This window comes from Paenibacillus paridis, from assembly GCF_006345825.1.
Lineage (GTDB): Bacteria > Bacillota > Bacilli > Paenibacillales > Paenibacillaceae > Pristimantibacillus > Pristimantibacillus paridis.
On record NZ_VCIX01000092.1, the window covers coordinates 1,161,860 to 1,187,786 of the forward strand.

Here is a 25,927-nt window from a genome sequence, read left to right on the forward strand (position 1 = left end):
TACTATAACACATTTTGTATATAAAAATCGCGTAAAGGCGCTATGGGATTCAAGCATAAAAAAGTGCCAATTTCTTCATACTGTGAGAAGGGGCATCTTGCGGCCATTTTCGTTTGCCTTGCAGAAGCATTCTGCCGACCTATTCTTTGAGGAGGGGAACTATGCACGACCTTAGTGAGAGACCCTTAATTGTCCAATCCGATTTAGTGGTGCTGCTTGATGAACGCAAGCCAGCGGCACAGCAAGCCAGAGACAAGCTCGTTCTCTTCATGGATGCGGTGCGAAGGGCGGGTAATATACATACGTATCAAATGACGCCGTTAACGCTATGGAATGCAGCCGCTGCCGGGATATCGTCCGACGATATTGTGGGCTGGCTGACGGAGTACGGACGGTATGAGGTTCCGTTTCAAGCGGAGGCGACGCTTAGAAAGCTGATGGGCAGATACGGCAAGCTTTGGTTGTCGACAGATTCTGGACGATTGCTATTGCATGGTGATCCGATTTTGATGGAAGAACTGGAGCATTTTAAAACAATAATGGGTGCCGTTGTTCAAAAGCATTCGGCTATTGCATGGGAGATGAACGAAAAGTCCAGAGGGAGTTTGAAGCAGGAGCTTACCCGCATTGGTTATCCGGTCATTGATTTGGCAGGTTATCATGCCGGAGAAACATTGGCTATTCATATGAAGGAGATGACCCGCAGCAACCGTACATTTGAATTAAGAAGCTATCAGCAAACGGCCGTTGATCAATACTATAAAGAAGGAACAGTGCAGGGCGGCAGCGGGGTCATCGTTCTTCCGTGCGGTGCGGGAAAAACGATCGTCGGCATTGCCGCGTTGGCCCGGCTAGGAAGGGCTACCCTTATTCTTACTTCAAACAGCACCTCGGTTAAGCAATGGCAGGACGAGCTTTTGGATAAGACTACCTTGACGGAGGAGCAGGTTGGCCAGTACTGCGGTACGCTTAAGCAGGTACGTCCAGTAACGATTGCCACTTATAATATTTTGACCCATCGAAAATCGAAAGAGGCGCCATTCACTCATATGAAGCTGTTTACTGAACGGGACTGGGGACTCATTATCTATGATGAGGTCCATCTGCTACCCGCTCCTGTGTTCCGGATGACTGCCGACATTCAAGCGACGAGGCGGCTGGGTTTGACGGCTACTCTCGTTCGCGAGGATGGCTGTGCAGAGGACGTCTACTCCTTAATCGGACCTAAGCAATATGACATGCTTTGGAAAACGGCTGAAGCTGGTTCGCATATCGCTGCTGTATCTTGCACGGAAATAAGAGTTCCGCTCCACAACAGCAGCAGAATGCATTACGCACAAGCGAGTACGCGTGCCCAAATCAGAATTGCAGCTGAAAATCCGGGGAAAACCCCTGTTGTCGAGCAGCTGCTGAAGGAGCATAGGGGTAAGCCTACTTTAATTATTGGACAATATTTGAGCCAATTGCATGAGCTGGCTGTAACGCTAGGAGCCCCGGTATTGACGGGCGAGGTACCGCATACCGAGCGACAGCAGCTTTATGAGAGGTTTAAAGCGGGGCACATCTCGGTGCTGATCGTTTCAAAGGTTGCGAATTTTGCGGTTGATTTGCCGGATGCCGCCGTGGCTATACAGCTCTCGGGCAGCTTTGGCTCGAGGCAGGAAGAAGCGCAGCGTATAGGAAGGCTGCTTAGGCCGAAAGCCGGCCATAATCGTGCATGGTTCTATACGATCGTAACGGACGAAACCAAGGAAGCGGAGTTCGCGATGAAGCGGCAGCTGTTTATGCTGGAACAGGGCTATAAGTACGAACGAGTGACTGTTTCGACAGCCGATAACGTTTTGGCGGGGGAGGCTGCGGCTCAGTGAGGATAAATATGCTTCTTGACAAGCTCTCTTATGAGCACAGGGCAAGCTTGGAACAATCCCCTATTTGGCATCAAGCTAGGGAGAGAGGAATGCGATGGGAAGAAGCTGCGGTTAAGGACGAGGAGATTCTTGCTGCTTCCCGTATGCTGCCCCTTTACGCAGCTGAGGTTTTGAGCGTGATGCTGCGCAGCTTTTCGGCTGTTCCAGTAGAGAGCGAAAGGCTGCTCAAAGAGCTGCGCAAGCATTCAGATTTATCCGGTGCGGAATGCCAGCTTGGTCTGGCAGAGCTTGAGGGAGCCGGCGTGTTGTTTTCGGTTCGGAAGGTATGGGGGGAACGTTTGTATTTTATGCCCCTAGACAGTTTTGGAGGCTGGCAAAGAGCTTTATTCCCATGTAATGTTGACCCAATCTCTGCTCTAGAGAGAGAATATTTGATGAATGGCGCTATGAGAGGTTACCGCAAACCGCTTGGCAGACAATTGCTTGCAGCCTTTTCAGCATTAGGTCGCTGCGGGCTTGCGCTTACCGCAAGCGGTACGCTACCCAAAAAAACGGTAGCCAAGCTCATGCAAGCCGTCGATATAGATGAGGCCGCGCTGGCATCGTTTGATCTGAAGTGGCCTTTCCCAGACAAATATCCGCTGACCGTTGCCTTTATATTGGAAGCGGGTTTTGCTTTTGGTTTGCTTGAGCAGGATGAGGGTACATTGAAATGGAATGAGGACATGCTCAGCCGATGGCTAAGGCTTGATGATCAGTGCCGTGAGCGCGAGCTTATGACTTGGGTATTCGCGTTCGTTTTACCTTCCAGCGGCGTAAGCGCGCATCTGGCGGCTGCGATGGCTGGGCTGGAAGCGGGGACATGGTACACGGAGCAGAGAATACTGGCAGCGATAAAGGTTAATCTAGTACCTGAAAATGTTGAGTGCGAGCAACGTATGGATCGTTTTTATCGGCGCTGGTTTGAACTATGGCATAACTTAGGCTGGTTGGAAATTGTCCATCGCGAAGGCCATGGCGAGCGGGAGTGGTTTGTCAGATGGAAGGCGGAAGCACCGCTTCATGACCTTATTTCTACAAGTATGGTCAGAAACGAACCTCCATTTGTCACGGTGTCACCTAATGGCGAATTAATGGTCGAACCGGAGTGTCCATTCTGGGTAAGGTGGGAGCTTGCGCTGCTTGCGGAATTAAAGTCAGATGAGCAGGTGGCGGTATATCGGCTGGAAGCTGCATCGGTTGCCCAAGCCATGGAGCTAGGGAGAAATTCCTCAGACATCAAAGCGTTTCTTGTTTTCGTTTCGGGCGGAGAGCCGTTCCCGACTGCCGCCGAGTCTTTACTGGAAGTGTGGACGGCCCGGGCATGCCGCACGGCATTTGCAGAGGTTACGCTGCTTCGGTGCGACAATGAGGAAATGGCTGCGCTGGTGGAGCAACTCCCGTCCATGAAAGCTTATCTAATTCAGAAGCTGGGGAAAATGGATTACATTGTTGAGCGAACTCAAATCGCTGAGATCCGGCAAGCCTTGAAGAAAACAGGCTATGAGGCCCGCAAAGCCGTACAATCTGAGATTGGCGCGGTCAGCACGTCCTATCCCTCTATGGCGGAGGGGAAAAATCTATGGAGTGGAACCAGTCATACAGAAGAACGGAAACGATCAACCCCAGCGTACCTTTATGAAGCTTTTCCCCTCCAGCATTTCGAGCTTAATGGACCTTCTCTGAGAGGGGAATTGCCAGCCATTGCTCAAAGAGAGAGTGTTCCGGCGATGTGGATCAAGCAGCTGCGAGCGTATCATCATTCGACAAGAAGAGAGCTTATTGAGCAAGCCTTGCTATGGCAAACGCCGGTACAGCTGCGAATCGAGCGGGAGCTGCGCTCCTTTGTCCCTGAGAAGCTGGAGCAGAAGGAAGACGGGTGGGCCGTCATCGGGCTGCTGCGTGACCAGCCAGGGAGCTCTCTGATTCGACTTACGCCGGATATGTGGGAGGAAATGCGTTTGGTTATTCCTGGGCAAGACGCTACAATATAATCTCTATCAATTAACCAAGCGACTATGATATGATAGTGGAGTATTTATGTAAATTGAAATGAGGTGGATGAATGCCAACTGCTGAAGGTTTAACGACTGTTCAGTTGGAGCAACCGCAAGGCGGCGTTTCTTCTCTCGACATGGCGTCTCTGCTGCTTTGTGCTTATGAACTAGGGGATTGGATCAATCAATCGGCGGAAGTCGCCGAATATTTATATTGGAAGTCGGCTGTGAATGAGGACGAGGAAGTGAAGCAAACGGCTAAGCGATTCGCGAAAGCGAAGGAGCTATTTGTCGAGTGCGAGCGCTTTGGTCGCTTTCACCCCGATTACAACGAAGCGAAAGACAAGGTGAAAAAAATCGAACGAGAGCTAGGCGAAATTGAAAGCGTAAGGCGCTTTAAATTAGCTGAGCAGGTTGTCGATGAAATGCTTTATGATGTATCCCGCACGATAGCTGAATCCGTCTCTGATAACATCAAAGTGCCTGGAAACGAGAAGGCAGGGGGCGGTTGCGGAAGCGGGGGGTCATGCGGCTGCGGAAGCGGCGGCTGCGGCTAAGCGCTGATTATGAAGCGCGAAAGCCATGCTTGCGAACAAGGTTTGCTACGCAAACCTTAGCAGGTGCTTACGAAGTAGGTTTGCTACGCAAACCTTTAAGGAGGAATAAGATGCTGCCGGAACGAACGGGTTATATTATATGGGTTAGCGATTTGAAAGCGGCTAGATCGCTGGAGCGTTTCGGAACGGTTCATTATATGTCGCGCAAGATGCATTACGTTGTGATGTACATGAACGCAGAGCGCTCGGAAGAGGCTGTGCGGCAGATGGGGAAGCTTTCGTACGTTCGCAAGATCGAACGTTCTTACCGCAATGAAATCAAGACCGAATACAGCAAGGACAGTGAGGACAAAACGAGGTTTTACAGCTTGTAGTTCTGGTTCCTTAAGCTGGCCCCACTGCAAGCGGACGCGTATTGACTAAGTCAACTCGGCTGTTCGGTTGTTTTAATGGAAAATAATATAAACATGTTGATATCGGGCGCTTCTCAGCGACAAAAAATGCTGAGAAGCGTCTTTTTTATACGAAATCATCCAATAACTTACAAATATGGTCTGACTTTAATTTATTGTTGTAATCTCGGACAATCGTGGTAAAATGGAATTAAATTCATAGTAAAAAAGACCCGGTTCCTTGGGAGGAGTTGGTTGCGCAATGAAAGATAAAATGACCAGAAGATGGAGCACATACGAGTCGTTTTATATCGATCTAGGTGATAAGAAAGTAGCGGACATCGTCATTACGAACCATGCGAAAGTACGTTGGCTCGACCGGATCGAAAGTGAAAAAACTGGCTTCGAGGATATTGCCGAATTTTTGTGGGAATGCTTGAAGCAAGGGCGTATTGAGCCCTATTACCGCAACGAGCAGGATGTATACTTAATCGATGATGACCTTGTGTTTGTGGCTGAATTTGCGGACTCTTTGACAGAAACGGACATCACCGGAGTTCCCCTTCAGAAGATGATCATTGTAACCTTCCTTGGGCGCATGTCTGAGACCATTGAGCTGAGGGACCTAAAGTCCTATTATTCATGGCTGAGGCACTCCCGCCGCATGACACTTGTTAAGAGCAGCAGAAAAAGAAAATAAGAAATTATAACATATAATATTGATACAGAGCGTGCATCTAAAAAAGATTGCACGCTTTTTGCTTTGGTTATAAGACTCTGTACAAGCTTTGTAGTATAATATTCAGCAGAAGAAAGGATGATTGGAACATGGCGCTTAATTTTCATCAATTGCATATTTTTTGCACGGTTGCGGAACGAGGCAGCTTTTCGGCTGCTGCGCAATCTTTACATATGACTCAACCTGCCGTGACGATGCAAGTGCAGTCACTGGAAGATTATTTCGGAACAAAGCTGCTGCAGCGCTCGACGAAACGGATTGAGTTGACGGAAGCGGGCAGGGCGCTTATGCCCTATGCCCAGCGGAGCATCGATTTAATTCGGGATACGGACCAGGCGATGTCTGCATTTACGAAGCAGCTCAAGGGAAGGCTTCAACTGGGCTCAAGCTTAACGATAGGAGAATATATATTGCCGCGGCTGCTGGGCCCGTTCGGGCAGGAGTATCCGCATATTTCAATTAGCATGAAGGTGATGAACACTTCGCAAATCATGGAAGATATCCTTAACCATCAGCTTAATTTTGGGTTGATTGAAGCTCCGGTCAATCATCCTGATATGCATATGGAGGCCGTTATGAGTGACGAGCTTCGTCTTATCGTATCCAAATCACATCCGCTTGCCGACCGCGCATCCGTGACCTTGGAGGAGGTTATGGAATATCCCTTCGTGCTGCGCGAACAAGGCTCGGGCACCCGGCTTGTGATGGAGGAGCAGTTGCGGAAAAAAAATATCGATCCTGCATCGATGAAAATTGTGATGGAATTGGGCAGCACAGGAGCAGTAAAGTCAGCGGTCGAGGCTGGTTTGGGGATTTCCTTTATTTCATCGTCCTCTGTTAAGCATGAGGTGGCCCTTGATTTAATTCGAATGATCAAAGTGTCGGATTCCAAATTTCAACGGCAATTTTATTCGATTTATCTCAAATCAGCGATATTGCCCATATCGGCCGTTACCTTTTTATCTTTTCTGAGAGAGAGGGATCTGCAGCAATGGCTTTAATACAGGGACTTGCTGATTTGCATACGCACACTACGGCTTCGGATGGCATGCAGTCCCCTGCTGAAAATGTTGGGATGGCGAAAGCGGCAGGACTTGCGGCAGTGGCCGTTACGGATCATGATACGGTTGCCGGCGTGGACGAAGCTATCCGCGAAGGGAAGCGGCTCGGCGTAACGGTGGTGCCCGGGGTGGAAGTGAGCACGGTCGCAGACGGGACGGATATACATATTCTCGGTTATTATACCAACAATGACGACAATAAATGGCTGGCGCGTTTAGCTAGCCTTCGTGGAACAAGAGACCGGCGCAATGAAATGATTGTTGAGAAGCTCAACGAGCTGGGGCTTTCCGTATCCATGGATGAGGTTTTGGCTGCCGCCCATCATGGAAACGCCAAGCAGATGCAGCAGTCCGATGGAAACAGCATCGGAAGACCGCATATTGCCGCGGTTTTACTGCGGAAGGGTTTTGTCACTAGCATGAAGGAGGCTTTTGACCGTTACCTGGCTACCGGTGCTTTGGCATACGTCAATCCGCCAAGAATCACTCCCTTTGAAGCTGTGGATTGGATTAGAGAAGCAGGCGGGACAAGCGTAATTGCCCATCCCGGTTTGTATGCCAATGATAAAATAGTGCAAGAGATAATAAGCTACGGCGTACAAGGCATTGAAGTCTTCCATTCTGATCATGGCCAAGAAGAGGAAATTCGTTACGCGCGGCTGGCCGAGGATAAAAATTTAATTGCCACAGGCGGTTCGGATTTTCATGGCTCGCGTCAAGGCATCGTATTTCATGGTGCCATTGGCAGCCGGACAGTCGGTACAGAAGTGTTAAAGCAGCTGGAGCCTTCATGGAGGAGAGAGCGGTATGACGCCTAGGCTGTATACGATTAAAGAAGTTTCGTTGCGGTCAGGCGTATCTACCCAGCTTATCCGCAAGTGGGAAGAACGTTATGAGGCTGTGATGCCGCAAAGGATGCAGAATGGGTATCGTGGCTACACGAAGCAGGATATGGACACGCTGGTTTGGTTAAAAGGGCAGGTAGACGAAGGCGTTCCGATCGGTATGGCCGTGCTGGAGTGGAAAAATGAACAGGAGGCTGCTGCAAAGGAGCTGGAACGGGAAGAAAAAGACTTGGCTTCCGAAGACGCCATAGCGAAGCTGCAACAATTTTATATGCCTACCGCTATGGACTGGAACCAACCGATCGAGCAGCTGCTGCAATTTTTCATTCAGCTTGATCTTAGCAACGCGCAGCGTTTTTACGAGCAGCTGCTTGCCATTCATAATCTGGAGCATTTGATGCTGAATATTTTAGAGCCCACGTTGGTTGAGCTTGGGGAACGCTGGGAGCGGGGCGAGATCTCCGAATACCAGGAGCATTTTGGAAGCCATTTTATTCGGGACAAGATGCTTGCCATCCGCAGCTTATTTCGTCCTAATGATGAAAGTCCGCTGCTCGTTACGGCATGCGGACCGGGAGAACGACATGAGCTCGGCATTCTTTTCTTTGGATTTTTCGCGCAGCAGGAAGGCTTTCGGGTCATTTACCTTGGAAGTTCCCCTTCGGAGAAAGGCATTTTTGATTGCTTGGCGGATGTGCAGCCGACAGCCTTTACTTTTAGCTTCTCTATTGAGGAAAGACTTGAGTCCGCCGTGCCATTCTTACTAGAGCTGGATCGTCGCATTGCGGAGAATCATTTTCGGACGAAGGTTTTTATTGGCGGGAGAGCCATCCATGAGGATGCCCTGCTTCAAGGGACAGGTCAGGTATATCTTATTGCTGGTGACGGAAAGAGCTGTATTGAGAAAATGAAAGCGTTGCTCCAGTAAATCAATTTATAAAAGGCAGAGCAGGAGTGAAGCACTCCTGCTCTGCCTTTTTGTATAGAAGAATTATTGTTATTTCGTCTCGCATGAGAGCGATTTGATTCGCTGCTCGTCAGGCGTAATGAATAGCGTTTTTTGGTTATCGTAGATGACAAAGCCCGGCTTTGCGCCGCTTGGCTTGCGAACATGGCGAATAAAGGTGTAATCAACGGGAATTGAGCTGGAGTCGCGGGCTTGGCTATAATGCGCGGATAGCATGGCCGCCTCTTCCAACGTCGCGTTGCCGTATTCACCGCCCCTGATGACAACATGGGAGCCTGGAATATCTTTGGTATGAAGCCAGGTATCCGAAGAGGAAGCCAGCCGGTTCGTCAAATATTCGTTTTGCGTATTATTTTTGCCGACATACATGGCTACACCTTCAGATGAGGTATAGCACAGGAGCGTTGGCTTGAGCGTTTTTTTCTTTTTTTGGCCCCGTTTTCCGCGCTCTTTCATATACCCTTGTTCGACGAGCTCGTCGCGTATTTCGCCGATATCCCCAAGCGAAGCGTTATCGACTTGCTGCAGAAGCGATTCGAAATAGTGGATCTCGGTACGTGCGATGTCCATTTGCTCAGCGACAATAGACAAGCTGTTCTTATGCTTCGTATATCTCCGGAAGTAGCGCTGTGCGTTATCCGACGGTGTAAGCTGAGGGTCCAGATCGATCTTGACGACGGCCTGTTCTTCATCATAGAAGTTAACGAGCTCAATGGAGGTATCGCCCCGTTTGATTTGATGCATGTAGGCGGTCAGCAGTTCCCCAAGTACGCGGTATTTCTCGGCATCCTTGGCCTCGACGAGCGTATCTTCCAGCTTTTTGATTTTTGTAATGTTTTTTGCTTTTTCATTTTGGACGAACCGGATGAGATCTGCCGCACGCTGCTTCACCGTATCCCGTTCGGCTTTATTGCCATAGAAGGCTTCGAGGCAAGCGCTAATATCCGGGAAAATGACGGCTTCTCCTTCAATATGCGTTAGCTCCGTGCTGGAAAAAAAAGATTTTCCAGTTTCGGTGTTCGTTTTTATGGTTGGCGTGTAATGGTTATTTCTAACCTGTTCGCTGAATTCCGAGAAAGCACTCCATAATGCAGACAGGGTTGGCTGTGCAGTTTCTTCCGCAGTTTGCACTGCACCTGTATCGCCTTGTGCACGGTATACGAGCTCTCTGGCAAGCAGCGGGCTGAATCCGCTCAGGCGGTCAACAAGCCGCTTATGCAATGGGGCAGTCTCATCTGTGTCGTGAAGTGCCTCATTGAATTGCTGCTCGCTCGTAATGGCAAGCGGATCAAGCTTGCCTTGCTCAGGCGGAGATGTATAGCTGCTGCCTGGCATGACGATCCGGTGGCTGCTGATTGCAGGCGTAACATGGTGTATGCCGTCATGAATCATTCCCGTAGAAGGGTCCATTAAAATAATGTTGCTATGCCGTCCCATAATCTCCACGATGATTGTCTTATTGGACAAATCGCCCAGCTCGTCGCGGTGCTTGACTTCAATGTGAATGATCCGCTCATTCCCCACTTGACGGATGGATTCGATCTGTCCGCCTTCGCAGTGCTTCCGAAGAAGCATGCAGAACATAGGCGCTTCCATCGGGTTGACGTAGGTGCCTGTCGTCCAGTGTACGCGGGGGTAGGTCGGGTTGGCAGACAAGAGCAGCTTGCCATGCGCGCCTCCTCCGCGAATGGAGAAAACAAGCTCGTGATCGGTCGGTTGGTGAATTTTATGTATACGCGCGCCTACGCAGCGCTGCAGGTCATGCGTGATCGCATGGGTGACGATGCCGTCTAATGCCATGTTGTGATTCCTCGCTTCCTTGGTCGGTCTATCTCTATCATGCCATAGTTGAGACAAAAACTTAAGTCCCTGGTGGGATATTTTATGGGCTGTCCGAATACATTTACCCTATATAGGCTGTCCGAAGGGCCGGCGTCGTTACAGCTTGGCTCGGCATATTATGGGAGGGAGTTATACCATGGAACAAATGAAATGGCATCAAATGGGGACAAGTGAGCTGGTGGACGCTTTAGTCAGCTCCCCTGAACAAGGGCTGGCGACGTCGGAAGCGGCGCAGCGCCTAGAGCAAAATGGACAGAACGAATTGACGGAAGGAAAGCGCGTCTCGCCAATCTTGCTTTTCCTTAATCAATTTAAAGATTTTATGGTGCTTATCCTAATGGGAGCGACTTTGATCTCTGGCTTGCTGGGCGAGTATCTGGACGCCATTACGATTGTGGCCATAATTGCGCTTAATGCCGTTCTCGGCTTCGTTCAGGAGTTTAGAGCGGAGCGCTCGCTGCGGGCTCTTAAGGAATTGTCAGCTCCGACCGCGAAGGTGATCAGGGGCGGTGAGCTGCTTACCGTGGCTGCTAAGGAACTGGTTGCAGGCGATCTCATCTATCTGGAGAGCGGGGATCGCATACCAGCGGATGTACGACTCCTTGAGGCGAACAGCTGTTATGTGGAGGAATCGGCGCTGACGGGTGAATCTGTCCCGGTTGGCAAGCATTCTGCAGCGATCGCCGAGGACAATTTGCCGCTTGGCGACCAGAAAAATATCGGGTTCATGGGTACGATGCTCACCAGAGGTACGGCTAAGGCCGTCGTCATTCGAACGGGCATGGATACGGAAATGGGCAAAATCGCCGGTCTGATCCAGCAAACGGAATCGATGGAGACTCCTCTGCAGCACAGGCTGGAGCAGCTCGGCAAAATTTTGATCGTCGTTGCCATCGCGTTGACGGTTATGGTCGTCGTTGCCGGTATTTTGCATGGTCAGCCGGCGTACGGCATGTTCCTCGCTGGCGTGAGTCTGGCCGTGGCAGCGATTCCCGAAGGACTGCCTGCCATTGTGACCATTGCACTTGCGCTTGGCGTTCAGCGGATGATCAAGCGCAAGGCTATCGTGCGCAAGCTTCCGTCTGTAGAGACGCTTGGCTGCGCTTCAATCATCTGCTCGGACAAAACGGGAACGCTGACCCAAAATAAAATGACGGTTACCCACGTTTGGGTTGGCGGCAGGCAGCTCGAGGTGAGCGGCGAAGGCTATGATCCGACGGGGGCTATATACGAAGAGGGCAATGCGCTGGATATTAAGCATGATCAGTCCATCAAGCGTTTGCTGCAAGTGAGCGCATTGTGCAACAACGCCCAAATCGTGAAGGTAGAGAGCGAGGATACCGGCAAGCGAAAAAGCAAGGAGATCCAGGAGGAATGGGTGCTCAAGGGTGACCCGACCGAGGGAGCGCTTGCGGTGCTGGCAGCAAAGCTCGGTTCTTCCGCAAAATCATTGGAGCAGCTGTACAAGCGGGAAAAGGAGTTTCCATTTGATTCCGAGCGCAAGCGGATGTCCGTCGTTGTTGCGCATCAAGGCGGCAAGCTCATATGTACCAAGGGTGCACCCGACTTGCTTATGGATCATTGCTCCTACGTGCTTTGGGAAGGCAAAGTTGTGCCGTTCACGGCTACGCTTAAGCGCAAATGCGCGGAGGCAGGCGAACTTATGGCTCAAAACGCGCTTCGCGTGCTGGGGCTTGCTTACCGTGATTTGCGTGCTAGCGATGCTTGCGAGACCGAAAGTGATGCGGAATGCCAACTGGTATTCGTTGGTTTGACAGGGATGATTGATCCACCGCGCCGCGAGGTGAAGGAAGCCATAGCAACCTGCCGCCGCGCAGGCATCAAGACGGTGATGATTACAGGCGACCATCAATTAACGGCAGAGGCGATTGCAGGTCAATTGGGCATTATGCCGCGTGGCGGCATTGCTATGAGCGGCAAGCAATTGGAAGCTATGGAGGATGAGCAGCTCGATCGGCTTGTCGAGAATGTTTATGTTTACGCTCGGGTTTCGCCGGAGCACAAACTGCGGATTGTCAAAGCGCTCCAGCGCCAGGGGCATGTAGTGGCCATGACTGGAGATGGCGTCAACGACGCTCCTGCGATCAAGGCGGCAGATATTGGCATTTCCATGGGCATCACGGGAACGGACGTCACCAAGGAAGCTTCTGCGCTCGTGCTCAGTGACGACAACTTCTCGACCATCGTAGCTGCGATTGAGGAGGGCCGGGGCATTTATGAGAACATCCGTAAATTCATCCGTTACTTGCTGGCATCCAACGTGGGTGAAATTCTCGTGATGTTCCTTGCGATGATGGCGGGGCTGCCGCTGCCGCTCGTACCAATTCAAATTCTTTGGGTTAACTTGGTAACGGATGGCTTGCCGGCCATGGCGCTGGGCGTAGACCAAGCGGAGAAGGATCTCATGCAGCAAAAGCCTCGATCGGCTAAGGAAAGCATATTCTCCCGCAGGCTGGGTTGGAAAATTATTAGCCGAGGCATCCTGATCGGCGTATGCACGCTTGGCGCCTTCTGGATTACGCTGCACGATGCACCGGGCAGTGCGGCACAACTGATGAAAGCTCAGACCGTAGCTTTCGCAACGCTTGTCATGGCGCAGCTTATCCATGTATTCGATTGCCGGAGCTCCCGCTCTATTTTTCACCGGAATCCGTTTCAAAACAAATATTTGGTGCTAGCCGTGCTGTCATCGCTCATTCTTATGCTAGGCGTGCTCTATATTGACGCATTGCAGCCGATCTTCAAAACCGTACCGATTGGCTTCCGTGAATGGTGCCTCGTATTCGTAGCTGCGGGAATTCCTACTTTCCTAATGGGAATAGGCAGCGTGCTAGGCTCTCCGAACAAAAAGAAGAATAAAACAAAATGGCCTATCGGACCGCAAAGCGCGGCGAGATAACTAAAAAATACAAATGATGATACAAATTATGAATAGCCTTTCTCCTTGCTTTGCGGTATGCTATTGAGAATAAATCATAGCTTTATCATACCAAGAGATGTGGCAAGGAGAGGGCAATCAGATGAATTTTACGAAAATGAACGGCTTGGGGAACGACTTTGTGGTGATCGCGGGCGAGCAGCAGCTTCCTGAGGGTGTGGCGGATCTCGCGATTTCGTTATGCAACCGGTTTTTTGGAATCGGGGCAGACGGTCTTGTTTATATATTGCCTTCGGAGATCGCGGATTTTCGTATGCGCATCATTAATTCAGATGGATCGGAAGCGGAACAATGCGGCAATGCTATTCGCTGCGTAGCCAAATACGTATACGATAACGGCTTAACCGATAAAGAAGAAATTACGATTGAAACGCTGGGCGCCGGAGCCCAAAAGGTTCAGCTTACCGTAGACAACGGGGAGGTATCTTCTGTCCGTGTTGATATGGGAGAACCGATCCTCAATGGCTTGACAGTGCCGACAACGATCGACGCTGAACGGGTCATCGAGCATCCCATTGAAGTGGATGGCAAGGAGTTCCGGTTTACGGCCGTTTCGATGGGCAATCCGCATTGCGTCATATATGTTGATGATGCTGTGAACTTTGATTTGAACGTATGGGGACCCAAGCTGGAGACTCATCCGCTGTTCCCTCGCAAAATCAACGTGGAGTTCGTAACGGTGAATTCCCGCAACCACACGGATATGCGCGTATGGGAACGTGGAGCAGGACCAACGCTTGCTTGCGGCACCGGCGCATGCGCTACCGTTGTGGCATCCGTACTGACTGGCGCGACTGACCGCACGGCTACCGTATCGCTAAAAGGCGGCGATCTTCTTATCGAATGGAACGAGTCTGATAATCACGTTTATATGACGGGTCCCGCAGCGGTTTCCTTCCGCGGGACTCTTTAAAGCAAAGTAAGATGGGTGGAGAGAATATAATGAAACCGGATTTGAGGGGGGCGCTCCAGCAGCGCATCTTAACCGGGGACGGCGCGATGGGAACCTATCTATATCAGATGGGGTTCCCTGTCGGCGTTTCTTACGAAGAATTCAATACGCTGCGTCCCGATGTTATTGAAAACATTCACAGGCGCTATTATGAGGCCGGTGCGAGAGTCATCGAGACCAACACGTTCTCGGCCAATATGGAGAAGCTTTCGAAGTACGGCTTGGAAGGCGACATGGACGCCATTAACCGCGCAGGTGTCCGCGTTGCGCGCGCAGCCATTGGCGATGATGCTTATGTTGTAGGCGCGGTGGGCTCCATTCGGGACGGCAAGCTGAAAAATCTTCGGACCGCAAAAGTCATTGAAGCCTACCAGCGTCAAATGCATGCTTTGCTTGATGAAGGCGTGGACGGCATTCTTCTGGAAACATTCTATGACCTGGACGAGATGCTGTTGGCGCTTCGGATTGCGAGAGCGGTATCGAGCGTGCCGGTCATTTGCCAGTTTGCCGTTGAAGACGTGGGCCGCACGCAGGATGGAAACGGCATGAAGAGCGCCTTTGACCAACTGCAAGCAGAAGGCGCTGACGTTGTAGGGTTTAACTGCCGCAGTGGCCCTAACGGCATAATGAGAGCCATCGATTCGATTACGGGGCCGATAGGCTTACCGCTATCGGTTTATCCAAATGCGGGTATCCCTGATTATATTGACGGTAAATATGCCTATTCCGCGGGCCCGCAATATTTTGCGGAATCCGCACAGCGTTTTGCCGACCGCGGAGCACGCCTCATTGGCGGCTGCTGCGGAACGACGCCGGAGCATATTAAGGCCATTGCGGAAGCGCTCGAGAACTACGTTCCACAAATTGGACAAACAGCTCCGATTGCTGCGCCAAGAGAAACGATTATTGTGAAGCAGGCGGAAAAGCCGGCCGAAGCGACTGTATCGTCGCAAAAGCAAGCTGTTCAAGAGCCGTCTATCGTTGATCTTGTGCAAAAGAGACATACGGTTATCGTTGAGCTAGACCCGCCGCGCGATCTGGATATCCGCAAGTTTATGGACGGTGCTGCCGCGCTTAAAGAAGCGAAGGCGGATGCGGTTACCATGGCAGATAATTCGCTGGCAGTAACGAGAATGAGCAATATTGCGCTTGCAGCGCTTATTCAGGAGAAGGTTGGCATTCGTCCGCTCGTGCATATTGCGTGCCGAGACCGCAACCTGATCGGAACGCAGTCCCATATGATGGGTCTTGATGCGCTGGATATCGACCATGTGCTTGCTGTTACCGGAGATCCTGCCCGATTTGGCGACTTGCCGGATTCGAGCTCCGTATATGACCTTACATCCTTTGAAATGATCCGGATGATCAAGCAATTGAACGACGGAACGGCTTTCTCCGGCAAGCCGTTGAAGCAGAAAGCGAAATTCGTTGTAGGCGCCGCCTTTAATCCGAACGTGAAGCATTTGGACAAAGCGGTACAGCGTCTTGAGCGGAAAATCACTTCAGGCGCTGACTACATTATGACTCAGCCGGTTTACGATCCAGCTCTAATCGAGCGTATTGCAGAGGCGACCAAGCATCTGACCGTGCCTGTATTTATCGGCATTATGCCGCTTGCTAGCGGGCGAAACGCAGAATATTTGCATAATGAGGTGCCGGGCATTCAGCTTTCGGATGAGGTCCGTCAACGGATGGCGGGGCTTGAAGGCGAAGCGGGGCGTGCGGAAGGTGTGCAAATTGCGAAGGAACTGCTTGATGCCGCGCTGCCGCATTTTAAAGGCATTTATTTAATTACACCATTCATGTTCTATGATATGGGTGTACAGCTTACGCAATACGTGTGGGATAAGACCAACCGAAAGTAGCCAAATAAGGCAGAATGTATGCGAAAAACAGGCTTTTTTGCTTGTTTTCGCATTTTCGCTTGTTCGTTCGTGAAAAATCAATTAAAATAAAGCATGGATACAGTTGCCACAACTATTACAGATGGCAAGGACAGGCTGCCCACAAGCGGCGCCAGCTTAGGCTGAGCATGCTTCGGGACGTATGTCCGGCACTTTTTTCGTCAACAATAGTGCAGTAGTTCTGTCGGTATTTGGCAAGAAGCGAACTTGTCGTTTTTACATCTACTAAACATAAAAAATCGGATTTGAACATTTGCAGGCAGATGCACAAGCAAGACCGTAGGCGGAGGAGGAACCAGGCTTGGCTATTAAACTCATTAATATCGGATTCGGTAATATTGTATCAGCGAACCGCATTATTTCAATCGTAAGCCCGGAATCGGCTCCGATTAAGAGGATCATTCAAGAGGCACGCGACCGCCATATGCTTATAGATGCGACTTATGGACGCCGAACGCGTGCTGTAATTATTACGGATAGCGATCATGTGATTTTATCCGCTGTTCAGCCAGAGACGGTTGCGCACCGGTTATCCACGAAGGACGACGATAACGACGAATAGTACGGGGAGTAATATGGATAAGGGATTGTTAATTGTATTGTCCGGCCCTTCAGGGGTTGGCAAAGGAACCGTTTGTTCCGTTCTGCGAAATAAGGTGCCTGAGCTGGTCTATTCGGTGTCCGCAACGACCCGTCTGCCGCGTCAGGGTGAAGTAGATGGCGTGAATTACTTTTTTAAGACCAGAGAGCAGTTCCAGGATATGATTGCGCGAGACGCACTCTTGGAGCATGCCGAATATGTTGGTAACTACTACGGTACGCCGCGCGATTTCGTTGAACGTACTTTAGCGAGCGGGAAGGACGTTATTTTGGAGATTGAAGTGCAAGGAGCGCTTAAGGTGAAACAGAAGTTTCCCGAAGGCATCTTCGTATTTTTGTTGCCTCCGTCCCTCGATGAGTTAAAGCAGCGGATAACCGGCCGTGGTACAGAATCTTTGGATACGATCAATAACCGTATGTCTGTAGCTGTTGACGAGATGAATTTGCTCGGACACTATGACTATGCGGTATTGAATGATGAGATAGATGCTGCTTGCGATCGTATTCGCAGTATCATGATTGCCGAGCATTGCCGCAGAGAAAGATACTTGCCTTACGTTTCAGGAATGGTTGCCGCAATTGAGAAAGCATGAGTGAGGAGAATGAACGATGTTATATCCGTCCATTGATGAAATGGTGAAAAAAGTTGACAGTAAGTACACGCTAGTCGTAGCTGCTTCCAGACGCGCTCGCATGCTCCGTAACGGAGACAAGTCGGAGCTCAAGAACCCGCGCTCCCGCAAATATGTTGGCGTAGCGCTGGAGGAAATCTACGGCGACATTCTTCAAGTGGAAAACCTCGCAACCAAAGAGGACTAGTCAGCGGAATGAACATACGGAACGGAGTATCTGCTTAGCGCAGATGCTCCGTTTTTTTGATATATAGGAAAGTAAATCATATCGCTATCCCTGCTTTCTTTCTCGGAATGAAACGCTCTGCGCAGACAAAGGACGGCAGCGGTCTTTTCACCTTACGTTTGTACAAAAAAATCGCCTATTTCAAAATGCCTTCCGATTGTATATAATGAGAATGATTATCATTTAAAGACAGAGTTATGACTTTCTCAGTGCAGTCTTAAAGAAAAGGGTGTTGTTCTTATGCATTACCAGCTTGGAAAAGTTCATAAGCACGTTGCGGATATTGAGATCATAGCTGAGGCAGGCAACTGCCATTCAATATGTATTGTCATGGCTGGAAACGGCACGATAGGCATAGGTGATAAGAGATTTGATGTCAATTGCAGTATAGCCATTGTTGCAGAACGAGGCCATTCAGTCACGCTGCATGCAGCTCCCTTTCATGCCATGCACGTGCTAAGAATTGAATTTTCGGAAAGACCAATCATTGAATTTGGCAAATTAAATGAGGATAGGGCTTTGCGGGCTTGGCCGTTTGAAGAGGGAGGAAGGATTAAGCTGAATCGGCAGTTCATGCAGCTGGCCGTTGATTTGGAGCGGGAATGGAGTTTAGGCTGCTATGAGGATAAAGCATGCGGTTCGGAAGCGATTTTTGGTACTCTTCTTCATAAGCTGTTGGAACTGCATGGGAAGATAAAACAGCCGACTTCCCATTCTTGGATGGAGAATGCCATTCGGCATATTAAAGAAAATTACCGAGAGCCTTTGACGAGGAAGGAGATGGCCGCCTTTGCAGGCGTGAGCCCGGAGCATTTCTCGAGGGAATTCATGAAGCATAACGGCAAAACCTTTAAAGCATACATAACGGAGCTTCGCATTCGCTCGGCACAGGAGCAATTGCTGGGGTCAAACTCGGATTTAGTCGAGATCGCGCTTCAAGTCGGTTATCAGGACGGCTTTTATTTAAGCCGCAAGTTCAAACAATTTGTCGGAGCAGCACCTACGATCTATTTGAAAAAACCAAAGAAAATCGCATCTTTAACCTATAATTATTCAGCAAGCTTATTAGCGCTCGGCATAACGCCAAGCGTGGCGGTTATTTCCAGCTGGGTATTCAATCATTTCCGCGGTTCTATTGATAATCAAACTGCGCAGTGGCACGACAATGTACCTGCGCGATTGTATGATACGATCCGCCCGACCAGGCCTGATCTTATCCTCGATTATAGTTTGGATGATGAGCGTGCTGCTGAGCTGCGGGCGATTGCGCCTCTGATTCGTCTGCCGTTCGAGGTGCTTCCGTGGGACGAGCAGTTTCGTTATATTGCCGAGGTTGTAGATAAAGGAAAGGAAGCGGAAACTTGCTTGAACCGGCTCCAAGCGTTGATAGAGCGGGCAAACCAAAGGCTAGACCTTGAGATAGGGAAGCGCGGTACGGCCGTTGTTATTGAACTTGGTGTGGATAAATGCTACGTATTCGGCGATAAATGGGGACGAGGCACGCATGTATTGTATGATCCGCTGCAATTTGCCCCGCCCGAAAGCTTGCTTCAAGACGGTCGATGCAAGATTGGCTACGAGGAAACAACGCTACAAGTTATTCATGAATATGCAGCTGACTTTATCTTTTATCATTTGCCGGACAACGCAGAAGAACGCTCGCGCGTATTGGCTTTTATGGAAACGGAAAGTTGGGAGAGCCTTGCGGCCGTCAAAAATAAACAAGCTTACAGGATTGAAGGGGACGCTTTTTATGGTTTTGATCCGGCGTCAACAAAGAAACAGCTGATGGATATGATGGCTTTGTTAACCGGAGGAAACGGCGGCTAAAAACGGCATCACATTTAGCCATGGACGAAGATAGAGGCGAATTGGTAAAGTTATTTTTGAGAATGATTATCATTCGTATTAAATAACTAGCGGAAAGAGGAACAGTAAGATGCAAAAATGGAACAAAGGATTAGGATTGGGGTCGATTTTTCTTGTTTTTATTTTGCTCATGACAGCCTGCGGCGGAGCGAATGGTCAAAACAGCAATACACCAACAAAAACAGATACGGCAAGCACCGAAGCGCCAACAGCGGAACCGGAAAAGACAACAAGAATCTACAACACGGTCAAGGGAGATGTGGAAATTCCGGTTGCACCGAAGCGCATCATCGCCGAACAATATTTGCAGACCATTTTGGCACTTGGCGTTAAGCCGGTAGGAGCAAGCGAATATTACATCGACAATCCGTATACGAAGGATTTGGCGGCTGGCATCGAAAGCACAGGAGATCGAAGCGGCACAAATTTGGAGAAGGTGACGGCGCTCGAGCCCGATCTGATTATAACGGCAACGGTTGATGACAATACGTATGAGCAGCTATCGAAAATCGCCCCAACGGTCGTCATCCCGTTCGGAACCGATGCTCAGTTCAAAGGCGTGCATGAGGAAGTCAAAGGCATAGGCGAGCTGCTTGGCAAACAAGAGGAAGCGGAGAAATGGCTTGCGAAATACGATGATAAAATCAGCGAGCTGCGAGGCAAGCTGGAAGGCGTGATTGCACCTACCGAAACCTTCTCCATCATTGAGTCAGGCGGAAAAACGTTTTATACGTTTGGGGACAATTTCGGAAGAGGGGGACAAGCGATTTACGGAGCTTTGCAGCTTACGCCATCGGAAATTATTAAGAACGAGCTGATGACCGCGCAGTGGAAAGAGCTCACGCTTGAGGTTATTCCCGATTACGCTGCTGACCACGTTTTGCTATTCTCGGAAACAGGTTCTGACGAATTCAAGAAAAGCAATGTGTGGCAATCGATTCCCGCAGTAAAAAACAATCAGGTTTATGAGCTTCCTGCCGACCGGTACTGGTATTTCGATCCTGTGTCCGTGCTGGCTCAGGCAGAAGAAATTACAGGAATGCTGCTTGAGAGAAACAAAAAATAGCAGTCGATGCCCATTCAATTGAAAAGCTGTCCAAACGTAGCTCTGCTGCTTTGGACAGCTTTTTTGTGTAACGAGGCCAAAAGTTTGATAAACTAGATTCACGTTGTTCAAGAGGGATCGCTTGCAAAAACCGAAGGAATAAATCATTTTTGGGGAGATGAATGCTTTGGCGAATGAGCAAGATATTGAGGAAATAAAAAGAACGCTCAAACAACTAGAGGATCAGATCGTCCAGATTAAAAAGGAAGCGCGGAAGCCTAGATCGTTTTGGTCGCGCTTTGCCATCGGTTTTTTAATCGTTTTTATCGCGATGATCATGGCTTCGGGGGTCCTGTCGTTTTTTCAGTATCATAACTAAATGAAGAGGAAGATCAAGATATGTTGATTGAACTACATGAATTTCCGGCCCTCTCTAAAGGAATCGTATGGGGCCCTGTTGAGAATTGTTTCACCCTCGATTATGAAGTGGACGAGGCCTCGGTAAGCAATATTAGCATCATTCCGATGGTTGGCGAGAAGTATGTGATCATGCAAATTGATAATGGCAAGTGGGAGCTGATTGGTGGAACCCTGGAGCCTAATGAATATTATATGGACGCCTTGTCCAGAGAAGTGAAGGAGGAGCTGGGGGCGGAGCTGGTTTCCTACAAGCTCTTTGGTTGCTTTAAGTGCCATTCTTCAGCGAGCGTTCCTTATCGGCCGCATATTCCCCACCCTAATTTCGTCAGGCTTGTCGGTTACGGTCAGGTCAACATTGTAGGCGCCCCATTAAACCCACCGGATGGCGAGCAGGTGATTGCGGTTGAAGTTGTCGAGATCGAAGAAGCGGTCAGAAGGTTTGAGGAGATCGGCCGGTTTGATATTGCCGAGCTTTACTTAATGGCACATCAGTTACGACTTGGAGCGCTTTAACCGTATTGACTATTGCGAGGCTGCGATTATATATTTTGGTTTATCTATATTCATAAAAAAAGTGGATGATTAGCGTCAAAATCGGCTAGGTCTAGTTAGATTTTGAGGCGGCATATGATATGATAGAAAAAGTGATGGATGCTGCAGTGACGAATGAACAGGAGGGAACGGAATGGACAAATTGCGTTATCCGATTGGCAGGTACTCGTTCGAAGGAATGACCGTAAAGCATCGGGAACAGTGGATTTCAGACATGGAGAAGCTGCCTGCGCAGCTTAGGGAAGCGCTGGCGGACTTAGATAACGAACAATGGGATACCCCTTACAGAAGCGGTGGCTGGACCGTGCGTCAGGTCACGCACCATCTGGCAGATGCTTCGATGAACAGCTACTCGCGTTTTAAGCTTGCGCTTACGGAGTCCAATCCGACCATTAAGCCCTTTAACGAGGAGCGCTGGGCAGAGACAGCAGACAGCTTGCAAGCATCGCCAGAGATTAGCCTTGCGATTGTTGAAGGGATTTATGCGAGATGGGTGCTGCTGCTGCGTTCCATGCAGCCTGCGGACTTTGAGAAAATGTTTTACCATCCCGAGAAGGGCAGTCAGTTCGGTTTGGCTTTTTTTCTCGGCTTCGTGGCTTGGCACGGCAGGCATCATGTCGCTCATATTACAAGCCTAAGAGAACGTAAGGGCTGGTAGCAAAAGACTGCTGGCGGATATAAATCCCTCTATGCACTAATATACTAGCTTATAAGCTTGACAGGAGATACACCATGCTAAAAGGAAAATCGATTATTCTCGGCATTACCGGCGGGATTGCAGCTTATAAAGGCGCGGCGTTATGCAGCAAGCTCGTGCAAGCAGGCGCCAAGGTTCATGTGATCATGACCGAATCGGCAACCAAATTCATAACGCCGCTTACCTTGCAAACGTTATCGCGTAATCCGGTTCATATCGATACGTTTGATGAGCGGGACCCAGCGGTTGTATCGCATATTCATTTGGCGGACCATGCCGATCTTATCGTAATCGCTCCGGCGACAGCCAATGCGATTGCGAAGCTTGCGGGAGGACACGCGGATGACATGCTAAGCACGACGCTGCTTGCGGCGACATGTCCTGTGCTAATCGCGCCGGCGATGAATGTTCATATGTATGAGCATCCCGCGGTTGTGCATAATTTGGAGCTGCTTGCCTCGCGCGGCGCGATGTTCGTAGAGCCAGGGACAGGGCAGCTAGCCTGTGGTTATGTGGCAAAGGGAAGACTGGCCGAGCCGGAAGATATTGTCCTTGCTATTGAATCGTGGTTCGATAGCGGCAGCAAGCTAAAAGGGAAGCGGCTGCTCGTGACGGCAGGCGGAACGATGGAGCGGCTGGATCCTGTTCGATATTTGACCAACGATTCGTCAGGGAAGATGGGTTTTGCGATAGCAGAGGCGGCTCTGCTCATGGGTGCCGATGTCACCTTGGTAGCAGGCCGCACAACAGCGGCCCCTCCCGCAGGCGTCAACCTGATCCGAGTGGAGTCCGCACAGCAAATGCTGGAAGCGGTGACTGGCCTGTACGATCATATGGATATCGTCGTGAAATCGGCAGCCGTTGCCGATTATCGGGCGGTTCAAATCAGTGATCATAAGCTGAAAAAAAATGGCGAAAAGCTTGTGCTGGAGTTTGAGCGGACGACAGATATATTAGAGACGCTCGGGCAGAAAAAGAAGCAGCAGTTTCTTGTTGGTTTTGCCGCTGAAACGGAGCAGGTCGAGCAATATGCGATGGACAAGCTTAGGCGTAAAAACTGCGACCTCATCGTTGCGAACGATGTTAGCAAGGAAGGGGCGGGATTCAACGGCGACACAAACATTGTTCAGGTATTTGGAGAAGAAGGCTTGGTCGCCGCGCTGCCGCTCCTGTCCAAGAGAGAGGTTGCCGCTCGGCTGCTTGATCTGATTGCAGCACGGCTTTCTTCTCCTGGAGGGAAGAGGGAATGATTGCTAAAGTAATTGTCGACGTGCCGAGCCGCCAGACGGATCGGCCGTTTGATTATGAGGTGCCTGCCGCCTTCGAAGACTGGATTGAGATTGGAAGCAGGGTAGGCGTGCCCTTTGGCGGACGAGTGCTGCAGGGCTTCGTGACCCAGCTTGCCGACACGACAGATGTTGCCTTGAGCAGGCTTAAGCCCGTTTCCGAGCTGCTCGATCATGTTCCGCCGCTGCTGCCTGATCTTATTGAGCTGGCGAAGTGGATGAGCGAGAAATATTGCTGCTCGTGGACAACGGCGCTGCAGGCGATGATACCGGCCGCTTTGAAGGGAAAAGCCGAGCGTCTTGTTGGCATTGGAGATGAAGAAGCGGCAAGGGAGGATCTGCCCCAAGCCATGACGGATTGGCTAGGAGCCAGCGGCCAGCTCGTTAAGCTGGAGGTGCTCCTCGAGCGCTTTCCCGAGCATGTCAAAGCTGTGAAGGCCGCTCTTCGCGAGGGTGTGCTTATGGAGCAGACCTCCATTCGCGACCGCCATGCGATCCGTAAAGTATTGACCGTATTCGTGCCTGGGGACGTGGATGCCGTTCGCACTGAAATGGCCGCCTTGCCATCGCGTGCGGCGAAGCAGCGTGAAGTACTGGCCTATATGCTCGAACACGGAGGCCCGCTGCCGCTTCAGCAGCTGCTTGCAGAAGCAGGCGGATCTGCTGCAAGCGTGCGCTCGTTGGCAGAGAAAGGGCTGCTTATCCTTCAGGAGGTAGAGCAGCAGCGCGATCCCTATGCCGGCAGGCAGTTCGAGCGGACGACTCCGCTTGCGCTGACCGATGGGCAGAAGGCCGTTTATGACCGCGTGGCGCGGGCCGTTGCAGCAGGAGAACCAGAGACGATGCTGCTTCATGGAGTCACCGGAAGCGGAAAAACCGAGGTTTATTTGCAATCGATCCAATTTTGCTTGGAGCAGGATAAGCAAGCGATCGTGCTTGTTCCTGAAATTTCACTAACGCCCCAGATGGTTGAGCGCTTCAAGGGACGCTTCGGAGATGCGGTTGCCGTTTTGCATAGCAGGCTCTCAAATGGGGAGCGCTACGATGAGTGGCGAAAAATTAGGAGCCGCCAAGTACAGGTAGCCATCGGAGCGCGATCGGCTATATTTGCGCCGTTTGAACGGCTTGGCCTCATTATCATCGATGAGGAGCATGAATCTTCCTACAAGCAGGAGGAGAGCCCCAAATACCATGCGCGCGATGTGGCAGTTAGAAGAGCAAGGCAGCATGGTGCGGCAGTCGTCCTCGGCTCAGCGACGCCTTCCTTGGAATCCTTTGCGGCAGCAAGCCGTCCGTTATCGGCCAAAGATGAGGGGAAGGAGCCAGCACTATTGCCGATGCCGGGGCGAGTAGGCGGAAGGCCGCTTCCTCCGGTGGCCGTCATCGACATGCGCGAGGAGCTCAAAGAGGGGAACCGGTCGATGTTCAGCAGACTGCTCCACAGCTCGCTTGCCGAACGTCTTGAGCGCGGCGAACAGTCGGTTCTGCTGCTCAATAGGCGCGGCTATTCCACCTTCGTTATGTGCCGCTCATGCGGCTATACGGCAGCTTGTCCACACTGCGACATTTCGCTGACGTACCACCAGAAATCGCGAGCGCTGCGCTGTCATTATTGCGGGCATGCCGAGCAAGCGCCAACCACATGCCCTTCGTGCCAAAGCGAGCATATCCGTTATTTTGGGACAGGTACGCAGCGTGTGGAGGAAGAGCTTTCCAAGCTGTTCCCCGGCATTCGGGTTATCCGTATGGATGTGGATACGACCACGGAGAAAAACTCGCATGAGAAGCTCTTGAAGCAGTTCGGGGACCGCAAAGCGGATGTTCTGCTTGGCACTCAAATGGTAGCGAAGGGGCTCGATTTTCCATATGTTACATTAGTGGGAGTCATTGCTGCCGATACGTCGCTGAATTTACCGGATTTCCGTGCGGCCGAACGGACCTTTCAATTGCTGACCCAAGTGGCTGGACGTGCCGGGAGGCATCATCTTCCGGGCGAGGTCGTCATTCAAACCTATGCTCCCGAGCATTACGCGGTCGTCACAGCGCAGCAGCATGATTATGCGGCTTTTGTATCCGAGGAGCTGCGCCATCGCAGCGCGATGGGCTATCCGCCTTACTGCAGGCTAATCCTAGTGACCATGTCGCACGAGCAATTGCCGCTGCTATCTTCCACGAGTGAGCGATTTGCGGCAGATTTGCGTGAACTCTCCGAGAATGAAGGCGTTTTGCTGCCGCTTAACAGCGGATTTTCAAGAGCGCTAGAGGTGCTTGGACCCGTAGCTTCGCCCATTTCAAGAATGAAAGATCGCTACCGTTTTCAATGTGTGATAAAATATCGTGGGAACATCGACGCTTCCGCACTTGTTCGAAAGGCGCTTGGGTCGTTTACGGACGGTCCGCCGCAGCGCTTAGTGCAGTTCAGTATTGACGTGGATCCGCAAGTTATATTATAAATAGCTATTACTATTTTAATGATCG

22 protein-coding genes are annotated in these 25,927 nt (G+C 50.5%); 21 read left to right on the plus strand and 1 reads right to left on the minus strand.

Features of this window, described 5'->3' with window-relative positions:
• Positions 1 to 161: 161 nt before the first annotated feature.
• The 8 genes from FJQ58_RS26950 to FJQ58_RS26985 all read left to right on the plus strand — a co-directional run bounded on the left by FJQ58_RS26950 (position 162) and on the right by FJQ58_RS26985 (position 8,426).
• Positions 162 to 1,868, plus strand: coding sequence for a DNA repair helicase XPB (locus tag FJQ58_RS26950; protein ID WP_139998143.1), 1,707 nt, complete (start codon positions 162 to 164; stop codon positions 1,866 to 1,868).
• Positions 1,865 to 3,901 carry a helicase-associated domain-containing protein gene (locus FJQ58_RS26955; RefSeq protein ID WP_139998145.1) on the plus strand — a complete coding sequence of 679 codons (2,037 nt, stop codon included), beginning with the start codon at positions 1,865 to 1,867 and terminating at the stop codon, positions 3,899 to 3,901. Before FJQ58_RS26950 ends, FJQ58_RS26955 begins: the two co-directional genes overlap by 4 nt.
• 71 nt (positions 3,902 to 3,972) lie before the next feature.
• Positions 3,973 to 4,461, plus strand: coding sequence for a YlbF/YmcA family competence regulator (locus FJQ58_RS26960; RefSeq protein ID WP_139998147.1), 489 nt, complete (start codon positions 3,973 to 3,975; stop codon positions 4,459 to 4,461).
• Positions 4,462 to 4,571: 110 nt separating this feature from the next.
• Positions 4,572 to 4,835, plus strand: coding sequence for a YlbG family protein (locus tag FJQ58_RS26965; RefSeq protein ID WP_139998149.1), 264 nt, complete (start codon positions 4,572 to 4,574; stop codon positions 4,833 to 4,835).
• Between the two features lie 280 nt (positions 4,836 to 5,115).
• Positions 5,116 to 5,553: a hypothetical protein gene (locus FJQ58_RS26970; protein ID WP_139998151.1), complete on the plus strand. Its 438-nt coding sequence runs from the start codon at positions 5,116 to 5,118 to the stop codon at positions 5,551 to 5,553.
• Positions 5,554 to 5,681: 128 nt separating this feature from the next.
• Positions 5,682 to 6,593 (plus strand): selenium metabolism-associated LysR family transcriptional regulator, encoded by a 912-nt coding sequence (locus FJQ58_RS26975; protein WP_139998153.1) that lies wholly within the window; start codon positions 5,682 to 5,684, stop codon positions 6,591 to 6,593.
• A complete protein-coding gene (locus tag FJQ58_RS26980; protein ID WP_202915336.1) occupies positions 6,584 to 7,471 on the plus strand; it encodes a PHP domain-containing protein in 888 nt (295 codons plus the stop codon). The genes FJQ58_RS26975 and FJQ58_RS26980 overlap by 10 nt, the downstream gene beginning before the upstream one ends.
• On the plus strand, positions 7,461 to 8,426 hold the full coding sequence (locus tag FJQ58_RS26985) for a MerR family transcriptional regulator (RefSeq protein ID WP_139998155.1): 966 nt from the start codon (positions 7,461 to 7,463) through the stop codon (positions 8,424 to 8,426). Before FJQ58_RS26980 ends, FJQ58_RS26985 begins: the two co-directional genes overlap by 11 nt.
• A 69-nt stretch (positions 8,427 to 8,495) precedes the next feature.
• On the opposite strand, the gene FJQ58_RS26990 is transcribed toward FJQ58_RS26985, so the two are convergent.
• Positions 8,496 to 10,265: an Rqc2 family fibronectin-binding protein gene (locus FJQ58_RS26990; protein WP_139998157.1), complete on the minus strand. Its 1,770-nt coding sequence runs from the start codon at positions 10,263 to 10,265 to the stop codon at positions 8,496 to 8,498.
• Between the two features lie 178 nt (positions 10,266 to 10,443).
• Here FJQ58_RS26990 and FJQ58_RS26995 point away from each other — a divergent pair, with 178 nt between their 5' ends.
• The 13 genes from FJQ58_RS26995 (at position 10,444) to priA (ending at position 25,902) form a co-directional block, all read left to right on the plus strand.
• On the plus strand, positions 10,444 to 13,227 hold the full coding sequence (locus FJQ58_RS26995) for a calcium-translocating P-type ATPase, SERCA-type (RefSeq protein WP_139998159.1): 2,784 nt from the start codon (positions 10,444 to 10,446) through the stop codon (positions 13,225 to 13,227).
• 121 nt (positions 13,228 to 13,348) lie between these two features.
• Positions 13,349 to 14,179: a diaminopimelate epimerase gene (gene dapF, locus FJQ58_RS27000; RefSeq protein WP_139998161.1), complete on the plus strand. Its 831-nt coding sequence runs from the start codon at positions 13,349 to 13,351 to the stop codon at positions 14,177 to 14,179.
• A 29-nt stretch (positions 14,180 to 14,208) separates the two neighbouring features.
• The gene (locus FJQ58_RS27005) at positions 14,209 to 16,083 is read left to right on the plus strand and encodes a bifunctional homocysteine S-methyltransferase/methylenetetrahydrofolate reductase (RefSeq protein WP_139998163.1); all 1,875 of its coding nucleotides are present in this window, start codon (positions 14,209 to 14,211) and stop codon (positions 16,081 to 16,083) included.
• Positions 16,084 to 16,423: 340 nt separating this feature from the next.
• On the plus strand, positions 16,424 to 16,684 hold the full coding sequence (gene remA / locus FJQ58_RS27010) for an extracellular matrix/biofilm regulator RemA (protein WP_005548256.1): 261 nt from the start codon (positions 16,424 to 16,426) through the stop codon (positions 16,682 to 16,684).
• Positions 16,685 to 16,697: 13 nt separating this feature from the next.
• Positions 16,698 to 17,315, plus strand: coding sequence for a guanylate kinase (gmk, locus tag FJQ58_RS27015; protein ID WP_139998165.1), 618 nt, complete (start codon positions 16,698 to 16,700; stop codon positions 17,313 to 17,315).
• Between the two features lie 16 nt (positions 17,316 to 17,331).
• Entirely contained in the window at positions 17,332 to 17,541 is a 210-nt protein-coding gene (rpoZ, locus tag FJQ58_RS27020) for a DNA-directed RNA polymerase subunit omega (protein ID WP_053375625.1), read from the plus strand.
• 279 nt (positions 17,542 to 17,820) lie between these two features.
• Positions 17,821 to 19,410: an AraC family transcriptional regulator gene (locus FJQ58_RS27025; RefSeq protein WP_139998168.1), complete on the plus strand. Its 1,590-nt coding sequence runs from the start codon at positions 17,821 to 17,823 to the stop codon at positions 19,408 to 19,410.
• A 109-nt stretch (positions 19,411 to 19,519) separates the two neighbouring features.
• Entirely contained in the window at positions 19,520 to 20,515 is a 996-nt protein-coding gene (locus FJQ58_RS27030; RefSeq protein ID WP_139998170.1) for an iron-hydroxamate ABC transporter substrate-binding protein, read from the plus strand.
• A gap of 166 nt (positions 20,516 to 20,681) precedes the next feature.
• Positions 20,682 to 20,873: a hypothetical protein gene (locus FJQ58_RS27035; RefSeq protein WP_139998172.1), complete on the plus strand. Its 192-nt coding sequence runs from the start codon at positions 20,682 to 20,684 to the stop codon at positions 20,871 to 20,873.
• A gap of 20 nt (positions 20,874 to 20,893) precedes the next feature.
• Positions 20,894 to 21,427 (plus strand): NUDIX domain-containing protein, encoded by a 534-nt coding sequence (locus FJQ58_RS27040; protein ID WP_139998174.1) that lies wholly within the window; start codon positions 20,894 to 20,896, stop codon positions 21,425 to 21,427.
• Between the two features lie 172 nt (positions 21,428 to 21,599).
• Positions 21,600 to 22,124: a YfiT family bacillithiol transferase gene (locus FJQ58_RS27045; protein ID WP_139998176.1), complete on the plus strand. Its 525-nt coding sequence runs from the start codon at positions 21,600 to 21,602 to the stop codon at positions 22,122 to 22,124.
• Positions 22,125 to 22,198: 74 nt separating this feature from the next.
• Positions 22,199 to 23,413: a bifunctional phosphopantothenoylcysteine decarboxylase/phosphopantothenate--cysteine ligase CoaBC gene (coaBC, locus tag FJQ58_RS27050; protein WP_139998178.1), complete on the plus strand. Its 1,215-nt coding sequence runs from the start codon at positions 22,199 to 22,201 to the stop codon at positions 23,411 to 23,413.
• Positions 23,410 to 25,902 (plus strand): primosomal protein N', encoded by a 2,493-nt coding sequence (priA, locus tag FJQ58_RS27055; RefSeq protein WP_139998180.1) that lies wholly within the window; start codon positions 23,410 to 23,412, stop codon positions 25,900 to 25,902. The genes coaBC and priA overlap by 4 nt, the downstream gene beginning before the upstream one ends.
• Positions 25,903 to 25,927: the final 25 nt, after the last annotated feature.

Excerpts from the sequence above, each read along its gene's own strand:
- FJQ58_RS26950 (WP_139998143.1), top strand. The coding sequence starts at position 162 with ATGCACGACCTTAGTGAGAGACCCTTAATTGTCCAATCCGATTTAGTG.
- FJQ58_RS26960 (WP_139998147.1), top strand. The coding sequence starts at position 3,973 with ATGCCAACTGCTGAAGGTTTAACGACTGTTCAGTTGGAGCAACCGCAA.
- FJQ58_RS26965 (WP_139998149.1), top strand. The coding sequence starts at position 4,572 with ATGCTGCCGGAACGAACGGGTTATATTATATGGGTTAGCGATTTGAAA.
- FJQ58_RS26970 (WP_139998151.1), top strand. The coding sequence starts at position 5,116 with ATGAAAGATAAAATGACCAGAAGATGGAGCACATACGAGTCGTTTTAT.
- FJQ58_RS26975 (WP_139998153.1), top strand. The coding sequence starts at position 5,682 with ATGGCGCTTAATTTTCATCAATTGCATATTTTTTGCACGGTTGCGGAA.
- FJQ58_RS26980 (WP_202915336.1), top strand. The coding sequence starts at position 6,584 with ATGGCTTTAATACAGGGACTTGCTGATTTGCATACGCACACTACGGCT.
- FJQ58_RS26985 (WP_139998155.1), top strand. The coding sequence starts at position 7,461 with ATGACGCCTAGGCTGTATACGATTAAAGAAGTTTCGTTGCGGTCAGGC.
- FJQ58_RS26990 (WP_139998157.1), bottom strand. The coding sequence starts at position 10,265 with ATGGCATTAGACGGCATCGTCACCCATGCGATCACGCATGACCTGCAG.
- FJQ58_RS26995 (WP_139998159.1), top strand. The coding sequence starts at position 10,444 with ATGGAACAAATGAAATGGCATCAAATGGGGACAAGTGAGCTGGTGGAC.
- dapF (WP_139998161.1), top strand. The coding sequence starts at position 13,349 with ATGAATTTTACGAAAATGAACGGCTTGGGGAACGACTTTGTGGTGATC.
- FJQ58_RS27005 (WP_139998163.1), top strand. The coding sequence starts at position 14,209 with ATGAAACCGGATTTGAGGGGGGCGCTCCAGCAGCGCATCTTAACCGGG.
- gmk (WP_139998165.1), top strand. The coding sequence starts at position 16,698 with ATGGATAAGGGATTGTTAATTGTATTGTCCGGCCCTTCAGGGGTTGGC.
- rpoZ (WP_053375625.1), top strand. The coding sequence starts at position 17,332 with ATGTTATATCCGTCCATTGATGAAATGGTGAAAAAAGTTGACAGTAAG.
- FJQ58_RS27025 (WP_139998168.1), top strand. The coding sequence starts at position 17,821 with ATGCATTACCAGCTTGGAAAAGTTCATAAGCACGTTGCGGATATTGAG.
- FJQ58_RS27030 (WP_139998170.1), top strand. The coding sequence starts at position 19,520 with ATGCAAAAATGGAACAAAGGATTAGGATTGGGGTCGATTTTTCTTGTT.
- FJQ58_RS27040 (WP_139998174.1), top strand. The coding sequence starts at position 20,894 with ATGTTGATTGAACTACATGAATTTCCGGCCCTCTCTAAAGGAATCGTA.
- FJQ58_RS27045 (WP_139998176.1), top strand. The coding sequence starts at position 21,600 with ATGGACAAATTGCGTTATCCGATTGGCAGGTACTCGTTCGAAGGAATG.
- coaBC (WP_139998178.1), top strand. The coding sequence starts at position 22,199 with ATGCTAAAAGGAAAATCGATTATTCTCGGCATTACCGGCGGGATTGCA.
- priA (WP_139998180.1), top strand. The coding sequence starts at position 23,410 with ATGATTGCTAAAGTAATTGTCGACGTGCCGAGCCGCCAGACGGATCGG.